Here is a 15,344-nt window from a genome sequence, read left to right as displayed (position 1 = left end):
CTCGTGCCGTTCAGGTGCCCGGGCGGCGCCAGAAGGCCAGCGTGGCGGCCAGCAGCCACATGCCAGCCGCGCAGCTGCGGTTCAGCGCCTTGAGGCCGCGGCGCGAGAGCCAGCGCACGGCCTGCGTTCCGGCGGCCGCATAGGCCAGCATCACGCAGGTGTCGAGCGCCACGAAGATCGAGCCGAGCAGCAGGTACTGCGTGCCTTGCGGCCTTGTGATGTCGATGAACTGCGGCAAAAAGGCCGCGAAGAACAGCACGGTCTTGGGATTCGACAGCGCCACGAGCAGGCTGCGCATGAGCGCGACGCGGCCATGCGGGCGAACTTCGATGGCGGATTTGGCCAGCGCGGCGCCAAGGTCGGCCCCTTCGCTGCGCCACAGCTTGACGCCGAGCCAGACCAGGTAGGCGACACCCGCCACCCGGATCGCGTTGAAGAGCAGTTCCGATGCGGCGAGCAACGAACCGAGCCCGAGCGCAACCACCGCGATCAGCGTGATGCTCCCGAGCGACGCGCCGGCAATGCCCCAGCTCGCGCGGCGCATGCCGCCGTCGATGCCGTTGGAGAGCGCCAGCAGCATCGTCGGGCCGGGAATGACGGCCAGCGCGAGCGAAGCGACGAGGTAGATCAGCAGCGTGTCGAGGGTCATGGCTTGGCAGTGGGTGGGCGTTGTTGCTGTTGCGAGGCGGCGCGCGCGCGCGCCAGCGCGGCTTCGACGATGGAGCGCTTGCGCGTGTCGGCGGCCTGCGGCTCTGCGACCGCGGGCGCTTCTTGCCCGCTCTTGCGCTTGTCGTTTGCGCGGCGGTGCTCTGCGTGCAGCTTGTAGCGCCGCAATGCGGCCTCGGCCTGCGCCTGCGACCAGGCCTGCCAGCCGCTGCGGCCCGGCGTCTCGACCTCGAGCGAGATGCAATCGACAGGGCACACCGGAATGCAGAGCTCGCAGCCCGTGCAGTGCGCTTCGATCACGGTGTGCATGCGCTTGTTGATGCCCACGATGGCATCGGTGGGGCAGGCATCGAGGCAGAGCGTGCAGCCGATGCACCAGGCTTCGTCGATGACCGCCATCGCGCGCGGGCCTTCGGTGCCGAACTGCGGATCGAGCGGGAGCGGCTCGCGGCCGGTGAGCCGCGCCAGCCTGGCCACGCCTTCGGCACCGCCGGGCGGGCACTGGTTGATGCCGGCCTGGCCGTCGGCCAGGGCTTGCGCGTAGCCGGCGCAATCGGGGTAGCCGCAACGTGTGCACTGCGTCTGCGGCAGTGCATCGTGGATGCGTGCGGCCAGCCCGTTCACTTCCTGCGTGCCGCGGGCTTCTTGGCGGGGGCGGCCGCCACGGCTTTCCTGGCTGCGGTGCTCTTGGTGGCTGCAACGGCCGCCGTGCTCCGGCCCGGCTTGATGCGGTCTTCGGCCGGCAGGCTTTCGCGTGCGCCGGCGCGGCGCTGGGGCTGGTCATGGGCCGCGATGAACTTTTGCACCTTGGGATAGACCAGTTCGCGCCAGCGGCGGCCGCTGAAGATGCCGTAGTGGCCGGCGCCCTTGACTTCGTAGTGCTCGCGGTGCGAATCGGCAATGCCGGTGCACAGGCTGTGCGCGGCCTCGGTCTGGCCCGAGCCTGAGATGTCGTCGAGCTCGCCCTCGACGGTCAGCAGGGCGGTCGAATGGATGTCCTGCGGGCGCACGCGCTCGATCTGGCCCTTGGGGTTCTTGACGTCCCAGGTGCCGTTCACGAGTTCGAATTCCTGGAACACGGTGCGGATGGTGTCCAGGTAGTAGTCGGCGTCCATGTCGAGCACGGCGTTGTACTCGTCGTAGAACTTGCGGTGGGCCTCGGCGCTTGCGTCGTCGCCCTTGATGAGGTCCTTGAAGTAGTCGTAGTGGCTCGAGGCGTGGCGATCGGGGTTCATGGCCACGAAGCCCGTGTGCTGCAGGAAGCCCGGGTACACGCGGCGGCCTTCACCCGGGAAGCCCTGCGGCACGCGGTAGATCACGTTGTTCTCGAACCATTCGAAGCTCTTGTTCATCGCGAGGTTGTTCACCGCGGTGGGCGACTTGCGCGCGTCGATCGGCCCGCCCATCATCGTCATCGTGAGGGGCAGCGGCTCGCCGCGGCTGGCCATCAGCGACACGGCCGCCAGCACCGGCACGGTCGGCTGGCACACGCTCACCACGTGGCAGTTGCCGTACTCGGCCTGCAGGCGGCGGATGAACTCCTGCACGTAGTTGACGTAGTCGTCGAGGTGGAACTCGCCCTCCGACATGGGCACGAGGCGCGCGTTCTTCCAGTCGGTGATGTAGACCTTGTGGTCCTGCAGCATGGTGCGCACGGTGTCGCGCAGCAGCGTGGCGTAGTGGCCCGACAGCGGCGCCACGATCAGCACCACGGGCTGGCTCTTGAGCGTCTTGAGGATGTGCGGTTCGTCGGTGAAGCGCTTGAAGCGGCGCAGCTCGCAGAAGGGCTTGTCGAGCTCGACGGCCTCCTGGATGACCACGTCCTCGCCCTCGACCTTGACGGACTTGATGTTGAACTCGGGCTTCTCGTAGTCCTTGCCGAGGCGGTAGAGCAAGTCGTAGCCCGCCGCCATGCGCTGGGCCATGGGCAGCTGGCCCCACACCGCGCCTTGGCCATAAAGCTTGGACGCCGCTTGCGCGAAGTCCGAAAACGGCTCCATGAGGGAACGCTGGGCTTCGTAGAGTTGATAGAGCATCGCTGGTCTTGGAGTGGAATGTTGCAATGCAATATATCAGCGCATTCGCTGACTTGCAGGGGGCCTAACCCCTACATCGGCCCTGCCGAAAGGGCCGTTTTTAAGCCACGAATGTGAAGGAATCGCAAAACGCGGATTCCCTCACATCCTGCTGACGGCTAGATGACCTTGGCGATCGACGCGCAGACGTAGTCGATGTTCTTGCTGTTGAGCGCGGCCACGCACATGCGGCCGGTGTCGGTGCCGTACACGCCGAACTCGTTGCGCAGGCGCACCATCTGGTCCTTGCTGAGGCCCGAGTAGCTGAACATGCCGATCTGCGTGGTGATGAAGCTCATGTCTTCCTTCACGCCAGCGGCCTTGAGGCCGTCGACCAGCTTCTGGCGCATGGCCTTGATGCGCACGCGCATTTCGCCGAGTTCCTTTTCCCACAGGGCGCGCAGCTCGGGGTTGCCGAGCACTGCGGCCACCACGGCGCCGCCGTGGATCGGCGGGTTGCTGTAGTTGGTGCGGATCGCGATCTTGAGCTGCGACAGCACGCGGCCGGCTTCTTCCTTGTTCTCGCACAGCACCGACAGGGCACCCACGCGCTCGCCGTAGAGGCTGAAGCTCTTCGAGAACGAGGTCGAGACGAAGAAGGTCAGGCCCGCGTCGACGAACTTGGCGACCGCCGCACCGTCTTCCTTCAGGCCGTAGCCGAAGCCCTGGTAGGCCATGTCGAGGAAGGGCACCAGGCCCTTGGCCTTGACCGCGGCCACGACCTGGTCCCACTGCTCGGGCGTGATGTCGTAGCCGGTCGGGTTGTGGCAGCAGGCGTGCAGCACCACGACGGTGCCGGCCGGCGCCGCGTTCAGGGCGGCCAGCATGCCGTCGAAGTTGACGCCGCGCTTGGCGGCGTCGTAGTAGGGGTAGCTTTCGACCTCGAAGCCCGCATTGGTGAACAGGGCGCGGTGGTTTTCCCAGCTCGGGTCGCTGATCAGCACCTTGGCCTTGGGGTTGAGCTTCTTGAGGAAGTCGGCGCCGACCTTCAGGCCGCCGGTGCCGCCGATGGCCTGGATGGTGGCCACGCGGCCCGATTGCACCGGCTCGCTGTCGGCGCCGAAGACCAGGCCCTTGACCGCGTTGTCATACGCCACGATGCCGTCGATCGGCAGGTAGCCGCGCGCCGTGGGCGCCTTCATCATGTTCTGTTCGGCGGCCTGCACGCACTGCAAAAGCGGCAGCTTGCCGTTGTCGTCGTAGTAGACGCCGACGCCGAGGTTGACCTTGTTGGGGTTGGTGTCGGCTGCAAACTGCTCGTTGAGGCCGAGGATCGGGTCGCGCGGTGCCATTTCGACCGCGGTGAACATAGACATGGAGAAAGTCCTTTGGGATGAAAGCTTCGCTGGCAACCGGACTTGCGCTACGCTTTCCGGTTGCCTTGAATTTTACCGGCGCCATCGCCACCTGTCGGGAACAGCCATGCCAGAGAACAACGAAGCCATAGCAGACCTGAAGAAACTGGACCCGATCGGGCCGGCGAAGCAGGGCGAATTCATCAAATACCCCGGTTCGCCTTTCGAACTTTTCCAGCCCTACCCGCCGGCCGGGGACCAGCCGAAGGCCATTGACGGCCTGGTCGAGGGCGTGCTCGACGGCGAGGTGTTCCAGACGCTGCTGGGCGTCACGGGCTCGGGCAAGACCTTCACCATGGCCAACGTGATCGCACGGCTGGGCCGCCCGGCCATCGTGTTCGCGCCCAACAAGACGCTGGCGGCGCAGCTCTACAGCGAATTCCGCGAGTTCTTCCCCAAGAACGCCGTCGAGTACTTCGTGAGCTATTACGACTACTACCAGCCCGAGGCCTACGTGCCGCAGCGCGACCTGTTCATCGAGAAAGACTCGTCGATCAACGAGCACATCGAGCAGATGCGCCTGTCGGCCACCAAGAGCGTGCTGGAGCGGCGCGACACGGTCATCGTGGCCACGGTGAGCGCCATCTACGGCATCGGCACGCCCGAGGACTACACGCAGATGCGTTTCATCATGCGGGTGGGCGACCAGATCGGCCAGCGCGACGTGATCGGGCGGCTGATCCGCATGCAGTACACCCGCAACGAGCAGGACTTTTCGCGCGGCACCTTCCGCGTGCGCGGCGACACCATCGACGTGTTTCCGGCCGAGCACAGCGAGCTGGCCATCCGCATCGAGCTGTTCGACGACGAGATCGAGACGCTGCAGCTGTTCGATCCGCTCACGGGCCGCATCCGCCAGAAGATCCCGCGCTTCACCGTATACCCGTCCAGCCACTACGTGACGCCGCGCGACAAGGTGCTGAGCGCGGTCGAGACCATCAAGATCGAGCTGGCCGAGCGGCTCAAGGAATTCGTCTCGCAGGGCAAGCTGGTGGAGGCGCAGCGCCTGGAGCAGCGCACCCGCTTCGACCTGGAGATGCTGGCCGAGATCGGCCACTGCAAGGGCATCGAGAACTACACGCGCCACCTCTCGGGCGCCGCCCCGGGCGAGCCGCCCGCCACCTTGACCGACTACCTGCCGAAGGACGCGCTGATGTTCCTCGACGAGAGCCACCAGATGGTCGGCCAGCTCAGCGCCATGTACAACGGCGACCGGGCCCGCAAGACCACGCTGGTCGAATACGGCTTCCGGCTGCCAAGCGCGCTGGACAACCGCCCGCTCAAGCTGGAGGAGTTCGAGACGCGCATGCGCCAGTGCATCTTCGTCTCGGCCACGCCGGCGCAGTACGAGAAGGACCATGCCGGCAACGTGGTCGAGCAGCTGGTGCGGCCGACCGGCCTGATCGACCCCGAGGTCGAGGTGCGCCCCGCAACCCACCAGGTGGACGACGTGCTGGGCGAAATCCGCATCCGCGTCGACAAGAACGAGCGCGTGCTCATCACCACGCTGACCAAGCGCATGGCCGAGCAGCTGACCGACTACCTGGGCGACAACGGCGTGAAGGTGCGCTACCTGCACAGCGACGTCGACACCGTGGAGCGGGTCGAAATCTTGCGCGACCTGCGCCTGGGCAGCTTCGACGTGCTGGTGGGCATCAACCTGCTGCGCGAGGGCCTGGACATTCCCGAGGTGTCGCTGGTGGCCATCCTGGACGCCGACAAGGAGGGCTTCCTGCGCGCCGAGCGCTCGCTGATCCAGACCATCGGCCGCGCGGCGCGCAACCTGAACGGCAAGGCCATCCTCTATGCCGACCGGATGACAGACTCCATGAAAAAGGCCATCGGCGAAACCGAGCGCCGCCGCGCCCGGCAGATTGCCTACAACGAGGCCAACGGCATCACCCCGCGCAGCATCGTCAAGCAGGTGCGCGACCTGATCGACGGCGTCTACAGCGAAAAGACCGGCAAGGAAATGGCCAAGCTCGACCTGGAGCGCGCCAAGGTCGAGGACATGAGCGAAAAGGACATCGCCCGCGAGATCAAGCGGCTCGAAAAGCTCATGATGGAGCACGCCCGCAACCTCGAATTCGAGAAGGCGGCCCGGGTGCGCGACCAGCTGGCGCTGCTGCGGGAGCAGGCTTTTGGCGCCTCCGGCGGGGACAATATCGCCGTCCTGCCGTCCTAGGAGGGGGTTCCGGTTTCTTCAAGCGATTCCCGCTGGGGTTTACCCGAGCAGACCTGAAGGTCTTCTGCTATACTTGAGCGAAATACTCAACAACAACAAAAAAGAACTTCGCGATGAAGAACCGATCCCACTGGCTGGTTCACCAGCGCCAGGGGTCGGGCAGGGCGGAGACGAAGTCACCGCGGCCTTGGGGCACGGTGTCATTTCAACGGTAAGCACTTGAAGGAGCTTGCGATGCGTCTCACTACCAAAGGCCGTTTTGCGGTCACAGCAATGATCGATCTGGCGCTGCGTCAGAACACCGGTCCGGTCACGCTGGCTGCGATCAGCCAGCGGCAGCAGATTTCGTTGTCGTATCTCGAACAGCTGTTCGGCAAACTGCGCCGCCATGAGCTGGTCGAGTCGACCCGCGGCCCCGGCGGCGGCTACAGCCTCGGCCGCAAGGCTGCGGATATCACCGTCGCAGACATCATTGTTTCCGTCGATGAGCCCATCGATGCCACGCAATGCGGCGGCAAGGAAAACTGCCTGGGCGAAGCCGGCCGCTGCATGACGCACGAGCTCTGGGCCTCGCTGAACCAGCGCATGGTCGAGTTCCTCGATTCCGTCACGCTGCAGAAGCTGGTCGACGACCAGATCGCCAAGGGCGTGCAGATCGAGAACAAGCCAGTCGTCAAGCGCGCGATTTCCGCGCAGCCAGTGGTCAAGCCGATTCGCGTGAACGCGCCGAATTCGGTGTTTGCCCTCGGCAACGCCTTCGCGAAGTCCTGAAGAAGCCGCGGAGCGCCTTCGGGCGCTGCCGCGAGAAGCCCAGATCAAAGAAACAACCCCACGCCAGCCCGAGCCAGCCATGGACGTCACTCCTCATTTCCCGATCTATCTCGATTACGGCGCCACCACGCCGGTTGACCCGCGCGTGGTCGACGCCATGATCCCCTGGTTGCGCGAGCACTTCGGCAACCCGGCGTCGCGCAGCCACGCCTGGGGCTGGGAGGCTGAAGAGGCGGTCGAGAAGGCGCGCGGCTACGTGGCCGAGCTGATCGGAGCCGACCCGCGCGAGATCGTCTGGACCTCCGGCGCCACCGAGTCGAACAACCTCGCGCTCAAGGGCGCGGCCCATTTCTACAAGGGCAAGGGCAAGCACCTCATCACGGTGAAGACCGAGCACAAGGCCGTGCTCGACACCATGCGCGAACTCGAGCGCCAGGGCTTCGAAGTCACCTACATGGACGTCGAGGAAAACGGCCTGCTCGACCTGGACAAGTTCAAGGCGGCGATCCGCCCCGACACCATCCTTGCGAGCGTGATGTACGTCAACAACGAGATCGGCGTCATCCAGGACGTGGTCGCGCTCGGCAACGCCTGCCGCGAAAAAGGCGTGATCTTCCATGTCGACGCGGCCCAGGCCACCGGCAAGGTCGAGATCGACATTGCCAAGCTGCCCATCGACCTGATGAGCCTGGCTTCGCACAAGACCTACGGCCCCAAGGGCATCGGCGCGCTGTACGTGCGCCGCAAGCCCCGCGTGCGGCTCGAGGCACAGATGCACGGCGGCGGCCACGAGCGCGGCATGCGTTCGGGCACGCTGCCCACGCACCAGATCGTGGGCATGGGCGAGGCCTTCCGCATCGCCAAGCTCGAAATGAAGGAAGACATCGCCAAGGCGGCGCGCCTGCAGAAGCGCCTGCTCGACGGCCTGAAGGACGTGGACCAGGTGTTCATCAACGGCGACCTCGAGCAGCGTGTGCCGCACAACCTGAACATGAGCTTCAACTACGTGGAAGGCGAGTCGCTGATCATGGGCATCAAGGGCCTGGCGGTGTCGTCGGGTTCGGCCTGCACCTCGGCCAGCCTCGAACCCAGCTACGTGCTGCGCGCCCTCGGCCGCAGCGACGAGCTGGCCCACAGCAGCCTGCGCATGACCATCGGCCGTTTCACGACCGAGGAAGAAATCGACTACGCCATCTCGACCATCAAGCACAACGTCGCCAAGCTGCGCGAGCTGAGCCCCCTGTGGGAGATGTTCCAGGACGGCGTCGACATCAGCACGATCCAGTGGTCGGCCCACTGACGCATTGAACAAAGTTTGAGAGGTACACCATGGCATATTCATCCAAGGTCATCGACCACTACGAAAACCCCCGCAACGTCGGCTCCTTCGAAAAGGGCGACGACTCGGTCGGCACCGGCATGGTCGGCGCGCCGGCCTGCGGCGACGTCATGAAGCTGCAGATCAAGGTCAACCCCGAAACCGGCGTGATCGAAGACGCGCGCTTCAAGACCTACGGCTGCGGCTCGGCCATCGCGTCGTCCTCGCTCGTGACCGAGTGGGTCAAGGGCAAGACGCTCGACGAAGCCGCGGCGCTCAAGAACGCGCAGATCGCCGAGGAACTGGCGCTGCCGCCCGTCAAGATCCACTGCTCGATCCTGGCCGAAGACGCCATCAAGGCCGCCGTGAGCGACTACAAGGCCAAGCACGGCGCCAAGACGGCAGAAGCCGAACCATCGGCAGTCCACTGACATGGCCGTTACGCTGACCGAAGCCGCCGCGCGCCACGTCACCCGCTACCTCGGCAAACGCGGCAAGGGCGTGGGCGTGCGGCTGGGCGTGAAGACCACCGGCTGCTCGGGCCTGGCCTACAAGCTCGAGTACGTGGACGAGTTCGCGCCTGAAGACGTGGTATTCGAAGACCACGGCGTGAAGGTGCTGGTCGACCCCAAGAGCCTGGCCTACATCGACGGCACGCAGCTCGACTTCGTGCGCGAAGGCCTGAACGAAGGCTTCAAGTTCATCAATCCGAACGAGCGGGACCGCTGCGGTTGCGGAGAGAGTTTCCGCATCTGATGCGCCGTCGCTGACAGCGACCACAGCCGCCACCATGTCATGTGCTGGCGGTTTTTTCTTGCCATGAACCTCAACGACACCGACTTTCAACTGTTCGCAGTCCCCGCAACCTTCGCGCAGGACCGCGCCGTGCTCGACGCCCGGTGGAAGGAACTGCAGCGCGAGGCCCATCCAGACCGCTTTGCCGCGCAGGGCGCCGCGGCGCAGCGCGTGGCGATGCAATGGTCGGTGCGCATCAACGAGGCCTACCAGCGCCTCAAGGACCCGATCCGGCGGGCCAGCTACATCTGCGAGCTCCACGGTGCGCCGCTGAACGCCGAGAACAACACCGCCATGCCGCCCGATTTCCTGATGCAGCAGATGGAATGGCGCGAGGCGCTCGACGACGCCGGCGACGTTGCCGCGGTCGAGCAGCTGCAGGCCGAAGTCGAAGCCGGCCGCGCCCGCGCGCTGTCGTCGCTCGACTGGCTGATCGACGAGAAGGGCGACTACCCGGCCGCCGCGCAGCAGGTGAGAGCCCTCATGTTCATTGAGCGCTTCGGACAGGACGTCGAAGCCAAATTCGATCAGTTGGGACAATAGCCGGTATGGCTCTTCTTCAAATTTCCGAACCCGGCCAGGCGCCCGATCCGCATCAGCGCCGCATTGCCGTGGGCATCGACCTGGGCACCACGCATTCGCTGGTGGCAGCGGTGCGCAATGGCGTGGCCGAATGCCTGCCTGACGACCAGGGCCGCGTGATCCTGCCTTCTGCCGTGCGCTATCTCGACCGCGAGCGGCGCCAGATCGGCTTCGACGCGCTCGCCGCGCGCGCGCAGGACGCCGCGAACACCATCACCTCGGTCAAGCGCCTCATGGGCCGCGGGCTGGCTGACATCGCCAACCGCGAGTCGATGTCGTACCGGCTGGTGGACGAGGGCGGCATGGTCAAGGTGGAGACGGCTGCCGGCATCAAGTCGCCGGTGGAGATCAGCGCCGAGATCCTGGCCACCTTGCGCTACCGCGCCGAAGACACCTTCGACGGCGAGCTCTACGGCGCCGTCATCACCGTGCCGGCCTACTTCGACGAAGGCCAGCGCCAGGCCACCAAGGACGCCGCGCAGCTTGCCGGCCTCAACGTGCTGCGCCTGATCAGCGAGCCCACGGCCGCGGCCATTGCCTATGGCCTGGACAACGCGAGCGAAGGCGTCTACGCCGTCTACGACCTGGGCGGCGGCACCTTCGACATCTCGATCCTGCGGCTCACGCAGGGCGTGTTCGAGGTCATTGCCACGGGTGGCGACTCGGCCCTGGGCGGCGACGACTACGACCACGCGCTCGCCGACTTCGTGCTCGCGCAAACCGGCCTGCAGGTGGGCAGCGACGCCGACAAGGCCGCCGTGCTGGTGGCTGCCCGTGCGGCCAAGGAGGCGCTGACCGATGCCGATTCCGTGGCGTTCCACGCCGAGCTTGCCGGCGGCGCCGCCCGTTTCGACCTGGCGCGCGCACAGTTCGACGCCGCCACCAAGCCGCTCACCGACCGCACGATCGCGGCGGTTCGCAAGGCGCTGCGCGACGCGAAGCTCAAGCCCGACGACTTGCAGGGCATCGTGCTGGTCGGCGGCTCCACCCGCATGCCGCAGATCCGCCGCGCCGTCGCCGAATTCTTCGGCCGCGAGCCGCTCATCAACCTGAACCCCGACGAGGTCGTGGCGCTCGGCGCCGCCATCCAGGCCAACCAGCTGGCCGGCAACAACGGCGCGGGCGATCTGCTGCTGCTCGACGTGATCCCGCTGTCGCTGGGCATCGAGACCATGGGCGGGCTGGTCGAGCGCATCGTGCCGCGCAACCAGACTATTCCCACGGCAATGGCGCAGGACTTCACCACCTACCAGGACGGCCAGACGGCCCTCGCACTGCACGTGGTGCAGGGCGAACGCGACCTGGTCGCCGACTGCCGCAGCCTGGCGCGCTTCACGCTGCGCGGCATCCCACCCATGGCGGCAGGCGCGGCGCGCATCCGCGTGACCTTCACCGTCGATGCCGATGGCTTGCTGAGCGTCAGCGCCAAGGAGCAGGGCAGCGGCGTGGAGGCCAGCGTGGCGGTCAAGCCTTCGTACGGACTCTCGGACGACCAGATCGCGACCATGCTGCAGGAGAGCTTTTCCACCGCGCAGCAGGACATGCAGGCGCGTGCGCTGGTGGAGGCGCGCGTCGATGCCGAGCGCATGCTGCTTGCCACCCAGAGCGCGCTCGATGCCGACGGCGATCTGCTGGGCGAAGAAGAGCGCGCTGTCATCGATGCGTCGATGGCGAAGCTGCGCGAAGCCGCCAAGGGCAATGACGCCGCGGCCATCGAAGGCGCCACCAAGGCGCTGGCCAACGACACCGAAGCCTTTGCCGCCCAGCGCATGAACGCGGGCATTGCGCGCGCGTTGTCGGGCCGCAAGCTCGAATCCCTCTGAGAACCACATGCCCACCATCAAGATATTTCCGCATCCCGAGTACTGCCCCGAGGGTGCAGAAATCACGGCGCCGGCCGGCACCTCGATCTGCGAGGCGCTGCTCGACAATCACATCAACATCGAGCACGCCTGCGAGATGAGCTGCGCCTGCACCACCTGCCACGTGGTCGTGCGCCAGGGCTTCAATTCGCTGAACGAGGCCGAGGAGGGCGAGGAAGACCTGCTCGACCGCGCCTGGGGCCTGGAGCCACAATCGCGCCTGAGCTGCCAGGCGATCCTGGCGCAGGAAGATGTGACGATCGAGATTCCCAAGTACTCGATCAACCACGCCAAAGAAAACCACTGAAAGAGCCACTGCATGTCGCGCCAGATCGTCCTCGACACTGAAACCACCGGCCTGTCCGCGGAGAACGGCGACCGCATCATCGAGCTCGGCTGCGTGGAGCTGTTCGCCCGCAAGCTCACCGGCAACGACCTGCACATCTACTTCAATCCCGAGCGCGAGAGCCACGAGGACGCGCTCAAGGTGCACGGCCTCACGACCGACTTCCTGCGCGACAAGCCGAAGTTCGCCACGCTGGCCAACGACATCGTCGAGTACCTGCGCGGCGCGGAGCTGATCATCCACAACGCGGCCTTCGACGTCGGCTTCCTCAACAAGGAACTCGAGCTGGCCGGCCTGCCGCCGCTGCGCAGCTTCGTCGGCGAGGTGACCGACACGCTGGCCATGGCCAAGCAGGTCTACCCGGGCAAGCGCAATTCGCTCGACGCGCTGTGCGACCGCTTCGGCGTCGACCGCTCGAACCGCACCTTCCACGGCGCCAAGCTCGACGCGCAGCTGCTGGCTGACGTGTACATCAATCTCACGCGCGGCCAGGACGCCCTGCTGATCGACGTGGCCTCGAACGAGCCGGCGCAGGGCACCACGGTGGTGGCCATCGACCTGAGCCAGTTCGACCTGCCGGTGATCATGGCCGCCGAGCAGGAGCTTGCGGCGCACGAAGCCGTGTTGTCGCAGCTCGACAAATCCAGCAACGGGCGCACGCTGTTTCGGCAAAACAGCTGAAATCCTGTGGCATAATCGAAGGCTTCGCGCAACGCGATTAATTCCAAGGCACTGCAGCAGCGGCGCCAAGGGATTGAAAGGGCGGTTAGCTCAGGGGTAGAGCACAGCATTCACACTGCTGGGGTCGGAGGTTCGAAGCCTCCACCGCCCACCAATTTTCTGAATAAAGCGACCTGGATTGTCCAAGTCGCTTTTTTTGCGTCTACCTACTTCATGCCGAACAGGTCATTGCAGGTATCGCAGGCGAAGTACAGCCGCTGTTCCCCGCACTGAACCGCGCCCGTGGCGCCCGCGCGAATCTGCCAGTCGCATGATTTGCCGCGCTGCTTCAGCGTACCTTCGACAAAGCAGGGCGCCTGCTCATAGTTGTCGTGCAGTGTCTTGTAGTCAACCTGTTTGGCCCGCGAGAAGAACTCGCGCGCCTTGGCGTGGTTTTGCGGCACATCCGTCGGGCGGCAGGTGGCGGGTTGGTCGGATCGGAAGTCGGCGACAAAGACGTCCGTGAACCCTGTGCTGCCGGTTGCACACGCTGCAACGAGCAACGCCGCGGCTGCCGTGGCGGCGATCCGAGACTTCATTTCCATATCGCCGAGCTCGCTTCGCCCGGATTTTTGTATGAAACCGTCGGGTGTCTGTAGACATCGGCGGGCTTCAGGTTGAACTGGGCATACAGCTCGTCGATGAGCCATTGCAGCGCCGTGTTCTGCGCAGCCGTCACCGCTTCATAGGTCTTCTCGTCGATGTGCAGTCCCACGAGCTCGATGCCGATGGCCTCGCTGTTGACCGGGTACCGGTCCGGATACGACTTGGCGCGTTCATGCGCATCCAGTGCGTTGATCTGCTGAATCCACGACATTGCCAGCATCTTGGCCATGGCTGCCGTGTCGCACGTGTTCTTGTTGACGGTCAGGCACTTCGACTTGATCAATTTGCCGACGTGATAGCAGCGCGAGTACAGGCTGGCCGTTTGATAGATCTGGCCATTCTTGTCGATGAGGAAATGGGCGCCATTGCCACCATCTCCGTAGCTGTTGAGACTGGACTCGGCGGTCGATGAGTCTGTTTGATGGACGACGATGGCCAGCACCTTGGGCAGGGCGCCGTGTTCGATGCCGGATGAACGTCTGGCGATCACTCTGCTCTGGGATCGATGAGCATCCCGTTCGCGTCGATGGTCGACATATCTCTCTCCCTGTGGAACGACGCGTCAAAGTACATCACATCTGCCTTCGATGCGGAAGCGTACCGTTTCGTCGTACATAGCGGGTCAAGCCCTCGTTGTGGTGGCCTGATTCAAGAAACTGTCGGCTCGCGCTGACGCCGATCGCCGCCCTGTGCTGGCTGAAGGTTTACCGCAGCAGCTTAGAAAAAGGCAAAGGAGAGCATCCGCCATGGCCACCCATCCCGACCTTCCGTCCCCCATCACGCCGGACCTGCCCGTGGAGCCCGACGAAGGGCCGAGCACGCCGCCCGACGAGCCGACCGATCCCGAGCCGCCCCCCACCACGTCCTGAGAAATCCGCCCGCGAGCCGCGATAAGCTCGCACGATGGATGAACTCGATTGCGCCGTCATCGGCGGCGGTGTGGTGGGGCTGGCAGTGGCGCGCGCCTTGGCGCTCGCGGGCCGGGAGGTGGTGGTGCTGGAAGCCGAAGGTGCCATTGGCACCGGCACCAGTTCGCGCAACAGCGAGGTGATTCATGCGGGCATCTACTACCCGCAGGGCTCGCTCAAGGCCAGGCTTTGCGTGGAGGGCAAGGAGGCGCTTTATGACTACGCAGCAGAGCGCGGCGTGCCCCACCGGCGCTGCGGCAAGCTGATCGTTGCGACTTCGGCCGAGCAGGTGGCCCAGCTGGAAGTCATCCGTGCCAAGGCGGCCGCCAACGGTGTTGGCGACCTCGTGCTGCTGACTGCGCAGCAGGCCATGGCCCTGGAGCCGCAGCTCCACTGCGTGGCGGCATTGCATTCGCCGAGCACCGGCATCGTCGACAGCCATGCCTTGATGCTGAGCCTGCTCGGCGACCTGGAGAACGCGGGCGGCATGCTGGCGCTGAAATCGCCCATCGCCCGTGCGGAATGCGGCCGGGACGCTATCGTCCTGGTAGCTGAAGACGGGACGGCGCTGCGCTGCAACACCGTGGTCAACGCGGCCGGGCTCCTCGCGCCCGAACTGGCCCGCCGCTTCGAAGGCCTGCCGTCGGCGGCCGTGCCCACCGCCTACTTTGCCAAGGGCAGCTATTTCACGCTGTCGGGCCGCGCGCCCTTCAGCCGCCTCGTCTATCCGGTGCCCGAACCCGGCGGATTAGGCGTGCACCTGACGATCGACCTGGGCGGGCAAGCCAAGTTCGGCCCCGACGTGCAATGGGTGCAATCGGCCGACGACCTCGTGGTGGACCCGGCGCGCGGCCATGGCTTCTACGCCGAGGTGCGCAAGTACTGGCCTGCCTTGCCCGACGGAGCGCTGATTCCGGGCTACGCAGGCATGCGGCCCAAGATCTCGGGCCCGGACGAGCCGGCGCGCGACTTCATGATCGACGGACCCGAATCGCACGGCGTGCACGGGCTGGTCAATCTCTTCGGCATCGAGTCGCCCGGGCTCACGAGCAGCCTGGCGATCGGGCGGTACGTCGAGCGCCTGCTCGCGGCGGGCTGACCGCGGACGCAATGCCGGGCCCATCGCGTGCAGAAGTCTGCATAACTGCCGTGCAT

The 15,344-nt window shown here is 65.6% G+C and carries 17 protein-coding genes and 1 tRNA gene; 12 read left to right on the top strand and 6 right to left on the bottom strand.

Annotated elements, in window-relative coordinates:
* Nucleotides 1-10: 10 nt before the first annotated feature.
* The 4 genes from AC1DSC_RS06740 to AC1DSC_RS06725 form a co-directional block, all read right to left on the bottom strand.
* Nucleotides 11-649 carry a LysE family translocator gene (locus tag AC1DSC_RS06740; protein WP_018902821.1) on the bottom strand — a complete coding sequence of 213 codons (639 nt, stop codon included), beginning with the start codon at nt 647-649 and terminating at the stop codon, nt 11-13.
* Nucleotides 646-1,290, bottom strand: coding sequence for an RnfABCDGE type electron transport complex subunit B (locus AC1DSC_RS06735; RefSeq protein WP_012747257.1), 645 nt, complete (start codon nt 1,288-1,290; stop codon nt 646-648). Before AC1DSC_RS06735 ends, AC1DSC_RS06740 begins: the two co-directional genes overlap by 4 nt.
* Nucleotides 1,287-2,702, bottom strand: a complete 1,416-nt coding sequence (locus AC1DSC_RS06730; RefSeq protein WP_018902820.1) for a polyhydroxyalkanoate depolymerase — start codon at nt 2,700-2,702, stop codon at nt 1,287-1,289. The genes AC1DSC_RS06735 and AC1DSC_RS06730 overlap by 4 nt, the downstream gene beginning before the upstream one ends.
* Nucleotides 2,703-2,860: 158 nt before the next feature.
* A complete protein-coding gene (locus tag AC1DSC_RS06725; protein ID WP_012747259.1) occupies nt 2,861-4,057 on the bottom strand; it encodes an amino acid aminotransferase in 1,197 nt (398 codons plus the stop codon).
* A gap of 106 nt (nt 4,058-4,163) precedes the next feature.
* Between AC1DSC_RS06725 and uvrB the strand changes: the two genes are divergently transcribed.
* The 10 genes from uvrB (at nt 4,164) to AC1DSC_RS06675 (ending at nt 12,790) form a co-directional block, all read left to right on the top strand.
* Nucleotides 4,164-6,281 carry an excinuclease ABC subunit UvrB gene (gene uvrB, locus AC1DSC_RS06720; protein WP_012747260.1) on the top strand — a complete coding sequence of 706 codons (2,118 nt, stop codon included), beginning with the start codon at nt 4,164-4,166 and terminating at the stop codon, nt 6,279-6,281.
* A gap of 234 nt (nt 6,282-6,515) precedes the next feature.
* Nucleotides 6,516-7,052, top strand: a complete 537-nt coding sequence (iscR, locus tag AC1DSC_RS06715) for a Fe-S cluster assembly transcriptional regulator IscR (RefSeq protein ID WP_007828186.1) — start codon at nt 6,516-6,518, stop codon at nt 7,050-7,052.
* A 79-nt stretch (nt 7,053-7,131) separates the two neighbouring features.
* The gene (locus tag AC1DSC_RS06710) at nt 7,132-8,352 is read left to right on the top strand and encodes an IscS subfamily cysteine desulfurase (RefSeq protein ID WP_012747261.1); all 1,221 of its coding nucleotides are present in this window, start codon (nt 7,132-7,134) and stop codon (nt 8,350-8,352) included.
* Between the two features lie 29 nt (nt 8,353-8,381).
* The gene (iscU, locus tag AC1DSC_RS06705; RefSeq protein ID WP_012747262.1) at nt 8,382-8,801 is read left to right on the top strand and encodes a Fe-S cluster assembly scaffold IscU; all 420 of its coding nucleotides are present in this window, start codon (nt 8,382-8,384) and stop codon (nt 8,799-8,801) included.
* Between the two features lies 1 nt (nt 8,802).
* The gene (gene iscA, locus AC1DSC_RS06700; protein ID WP_012747263.1) at nt 8,803-9,126 is read left to right on the top strand and encodes an iron-sulfur cluster assembly protein IscA; all 324 of its coding nucleotides are present in this window, start codon (nt 8,803-8,805) and stop codon (nt 9,124-9,126) included.
* Nucleotides 9,127-9,189: 63 nt separating this feature from the next.
* Nucleotides 9,190-9,708, top strand: a complete 519-nt coding sequence (gene hscB / locus AC1DSC_RS06695) for a Fe-S protein assembly co-chaperone HscB (protein WP_018902819.1) — start codon at nt 9,190-9,192, stop codon at nt 9,706-9,708.
* 5 nt (nt 9,709-9,713) lie between these two features.
* Nucleotides 9,714-11,570: a Fe-S protein assembly chaperone HscA gene (gene hscA / locus AC1DSC_RS06690; protein WP_018902818.1), complete on the top strand. Its 1,857-nt coding sequence runs from the start codon at nt 9,714-9,716 to the stop codon at nt 11,568-11,570.
* Nucleotides 11,571-11,577: 7 nt separating this feature from the next.
* Entirely contained in the window at nt 11,578-11,916 is a 339-nt protein-coding gene (gene fdx, locus AC1DSC_RS06685) for an ISC system 2Fe-2S type ferredoxin (protein WP_012747266.1), read from the top strand.
* 12 nt (nt 11,917-11,928) lie between these two features.
* Nucleotides 11,929-12,636 (top strand): DNA polymerase III subunit epsilon, encoded by a 708-nt coding sequence (gene dnaQ, locus AC1DSC_RS06680; protein WP_012747267.1) that lies wholly within the window; start codon nt 11,929-11,931, stop codon nt 12,634-12,636.
* Nucleotides 12,637-12,715: 79 nt separating this feature from the next.
* A tRNA-Val gene (locus AC1DSC_RS06675) sits at nt 12,716-12,790 on the top strand.
* A gap of 52 nt (nt 12,791-12,842) precedes the next feature.
* On the opposite strand, the gene AC1DSC_RS06670 is transcribed toward AC1DSC_RS06675, so the two are convergent.
* Both AC1DSC_RS06670 and AC1DSC_RS06665 read right to left on the bottom strand, forming a co-directional pair.
* Entirely contained in the window at nt 12,843-13,220 is a 378-nt protein-coding gene (locus AC1DSC_RS06670; RefSeq protein ID WP_026283784.1) for a hypothetical protein, read from the bottom strand.
* The gene (locus AC1DSC_RS06665) at nt 13,211-13,771 is read right to left on the bottom strand and encodes a peptidoglycan recognition protein family protein (RefSeq protein ID WP_230537694.1); all 561 of its coding nucleotides are present in this window, start codon (nt 13,769-13,771) and stop codon (nt 13,211-13,213) included. Before AC1DSC_RS06665 ends, AC1DSC_RS06670 begins: the two co-directional genes overlap by 10 nt.
* Nucleotides 13,772-14,027: 256 nt before the next feature.
* Between AC1DSC_RS06665 and AC1DSC_RS06660 the strand changes: the two genes are divergently transcribed.
* Complete coding sequence (locus tag AC1DSC_RS06660; RefSeq protein ID WP_018902816.1) at nt 14,028-14,150, top strand: hypothetical protein; 123 nt, start codon at nt 14,028-14,030, stop codon at nt 14,148-14,150.
* 34 nt (nt 14,151-14,184) lie between these two features.
* Complete coding sequence (locus AC1DSC_RS06655) at nt 14,185-15,288, top strand: NAD(P)/FAD-dependent oxidoreductase (RefSeq protein ID WP_012747271.1); 1,104 nt, start codon at nt 14,185-14,187, stop codon at nt 15,286-15,288.
* Nucleotides 15,289-15,344 lie beyond the last annotated feature (56 nt).

It is taken from the genome of Variovorax sp. 01N425, assembly GCF_056399465.1.
This window is presented reverse-complemented; position numbering and strand designations above follow the sequence as displayed.

Coding starts and splice junctions, on each gene's coding strand:
- dnaQ (WP_012747267.1), top strand. CDS start 11,929: ATGTCGCGCCAGATCGTCCTCGACACTGAAACCACCGGCCTGTCCGCG.
- iscU (WP_012747262.1), top strand. CDS start 8,382: ATGGCATATTCATCCAAGGTCATCGACCACTACGAAAACCCCCGCAAC.
- AC1DSC_RS06660 (WP_018902816.1), top strand. CDS start 14,028: ATGGCCACCCATCCCGACCTTCCGTCCCCCATCACGCCGGACCTGCCC.
- AC1DSC_RS06740 (WP_018902821.1), bottom strand. CDS start 649: ATGACCCTCGACACGCTGCTGATCTACCTCGTCGCTTCGCTCGCGCTG.
- hscA (WP_018902818.1), top strand. CDS start 9,714: ATGGCTCTTCTTCAAATTTCCGAACCCGGCCAGGCGCCCGATCCGCAT.
- AC1DSC_RS06725 (WP_012747259.1), bottom strand. CDS start 4,057: ATGTCTATGTTCACCGCGGTCGAAATGGCACCGCGCGACCCGATCCTC.
- uvrB (WP_012747260.1), top strand. CDS start 4,164: ATGCCAGAGAACAACGAAGCCATAGCAGACCTGAAGAAACTGGACCCG.
- AC1DSC_RS06730 (WP_018902820.1), bottom strand. CDS start 2,702: ATGCTCTATCAACTCTACGAAGCCCAGCGTTCCCTCATGGAGCCGTTT.
- iscA (WP_012747263.1), top strand. CDS start 8,803: ATGGCCGTTACGCTGACCGAAGCCGCCGCGCGCCACGTCACCCGCTAC.
- AC1DSC_RS06655 (WP_012747271.1), top strand. CDS start 14,185: ATGGATGAACTCGATTGCGCCGTCATCGGCGGCGGTGTGGTGGGGCTG.
- iscR (WP_007828186.1), top strand. CDS start 6,516: ATGCGTCTCACTACCAAAGGCCGTTTTGCGGTCACAGCAATGATCGAT.
- hscB (WP_018902819.1), top strand. CDS start 9,190: ATGAACCTCAACGACACCGACTTTCAACTGTTCGCAGTCCCCGCAACC.
- AC1DSC_RS06670 (WP_026283784.1), bottom strand. CDS start 13,220: ATGGAAATGAAGTCTCGGATCGCCGCCACGGCAGCCGCGGCGTTGCTC.
- AC1DSC_RS06710 (WP_012747261.1), top strand. CDS start 7,132: ATGGACGTCACTCCTCATTTCCCGATCTATCTCGATTACGGCGCCACC.
- fdx (WP_012747266.1), top strand. CDS start 11,578: ATGCCCACCATCAAGATATTTCCGCATCCCGAGTACTGCCCCGAGGGT.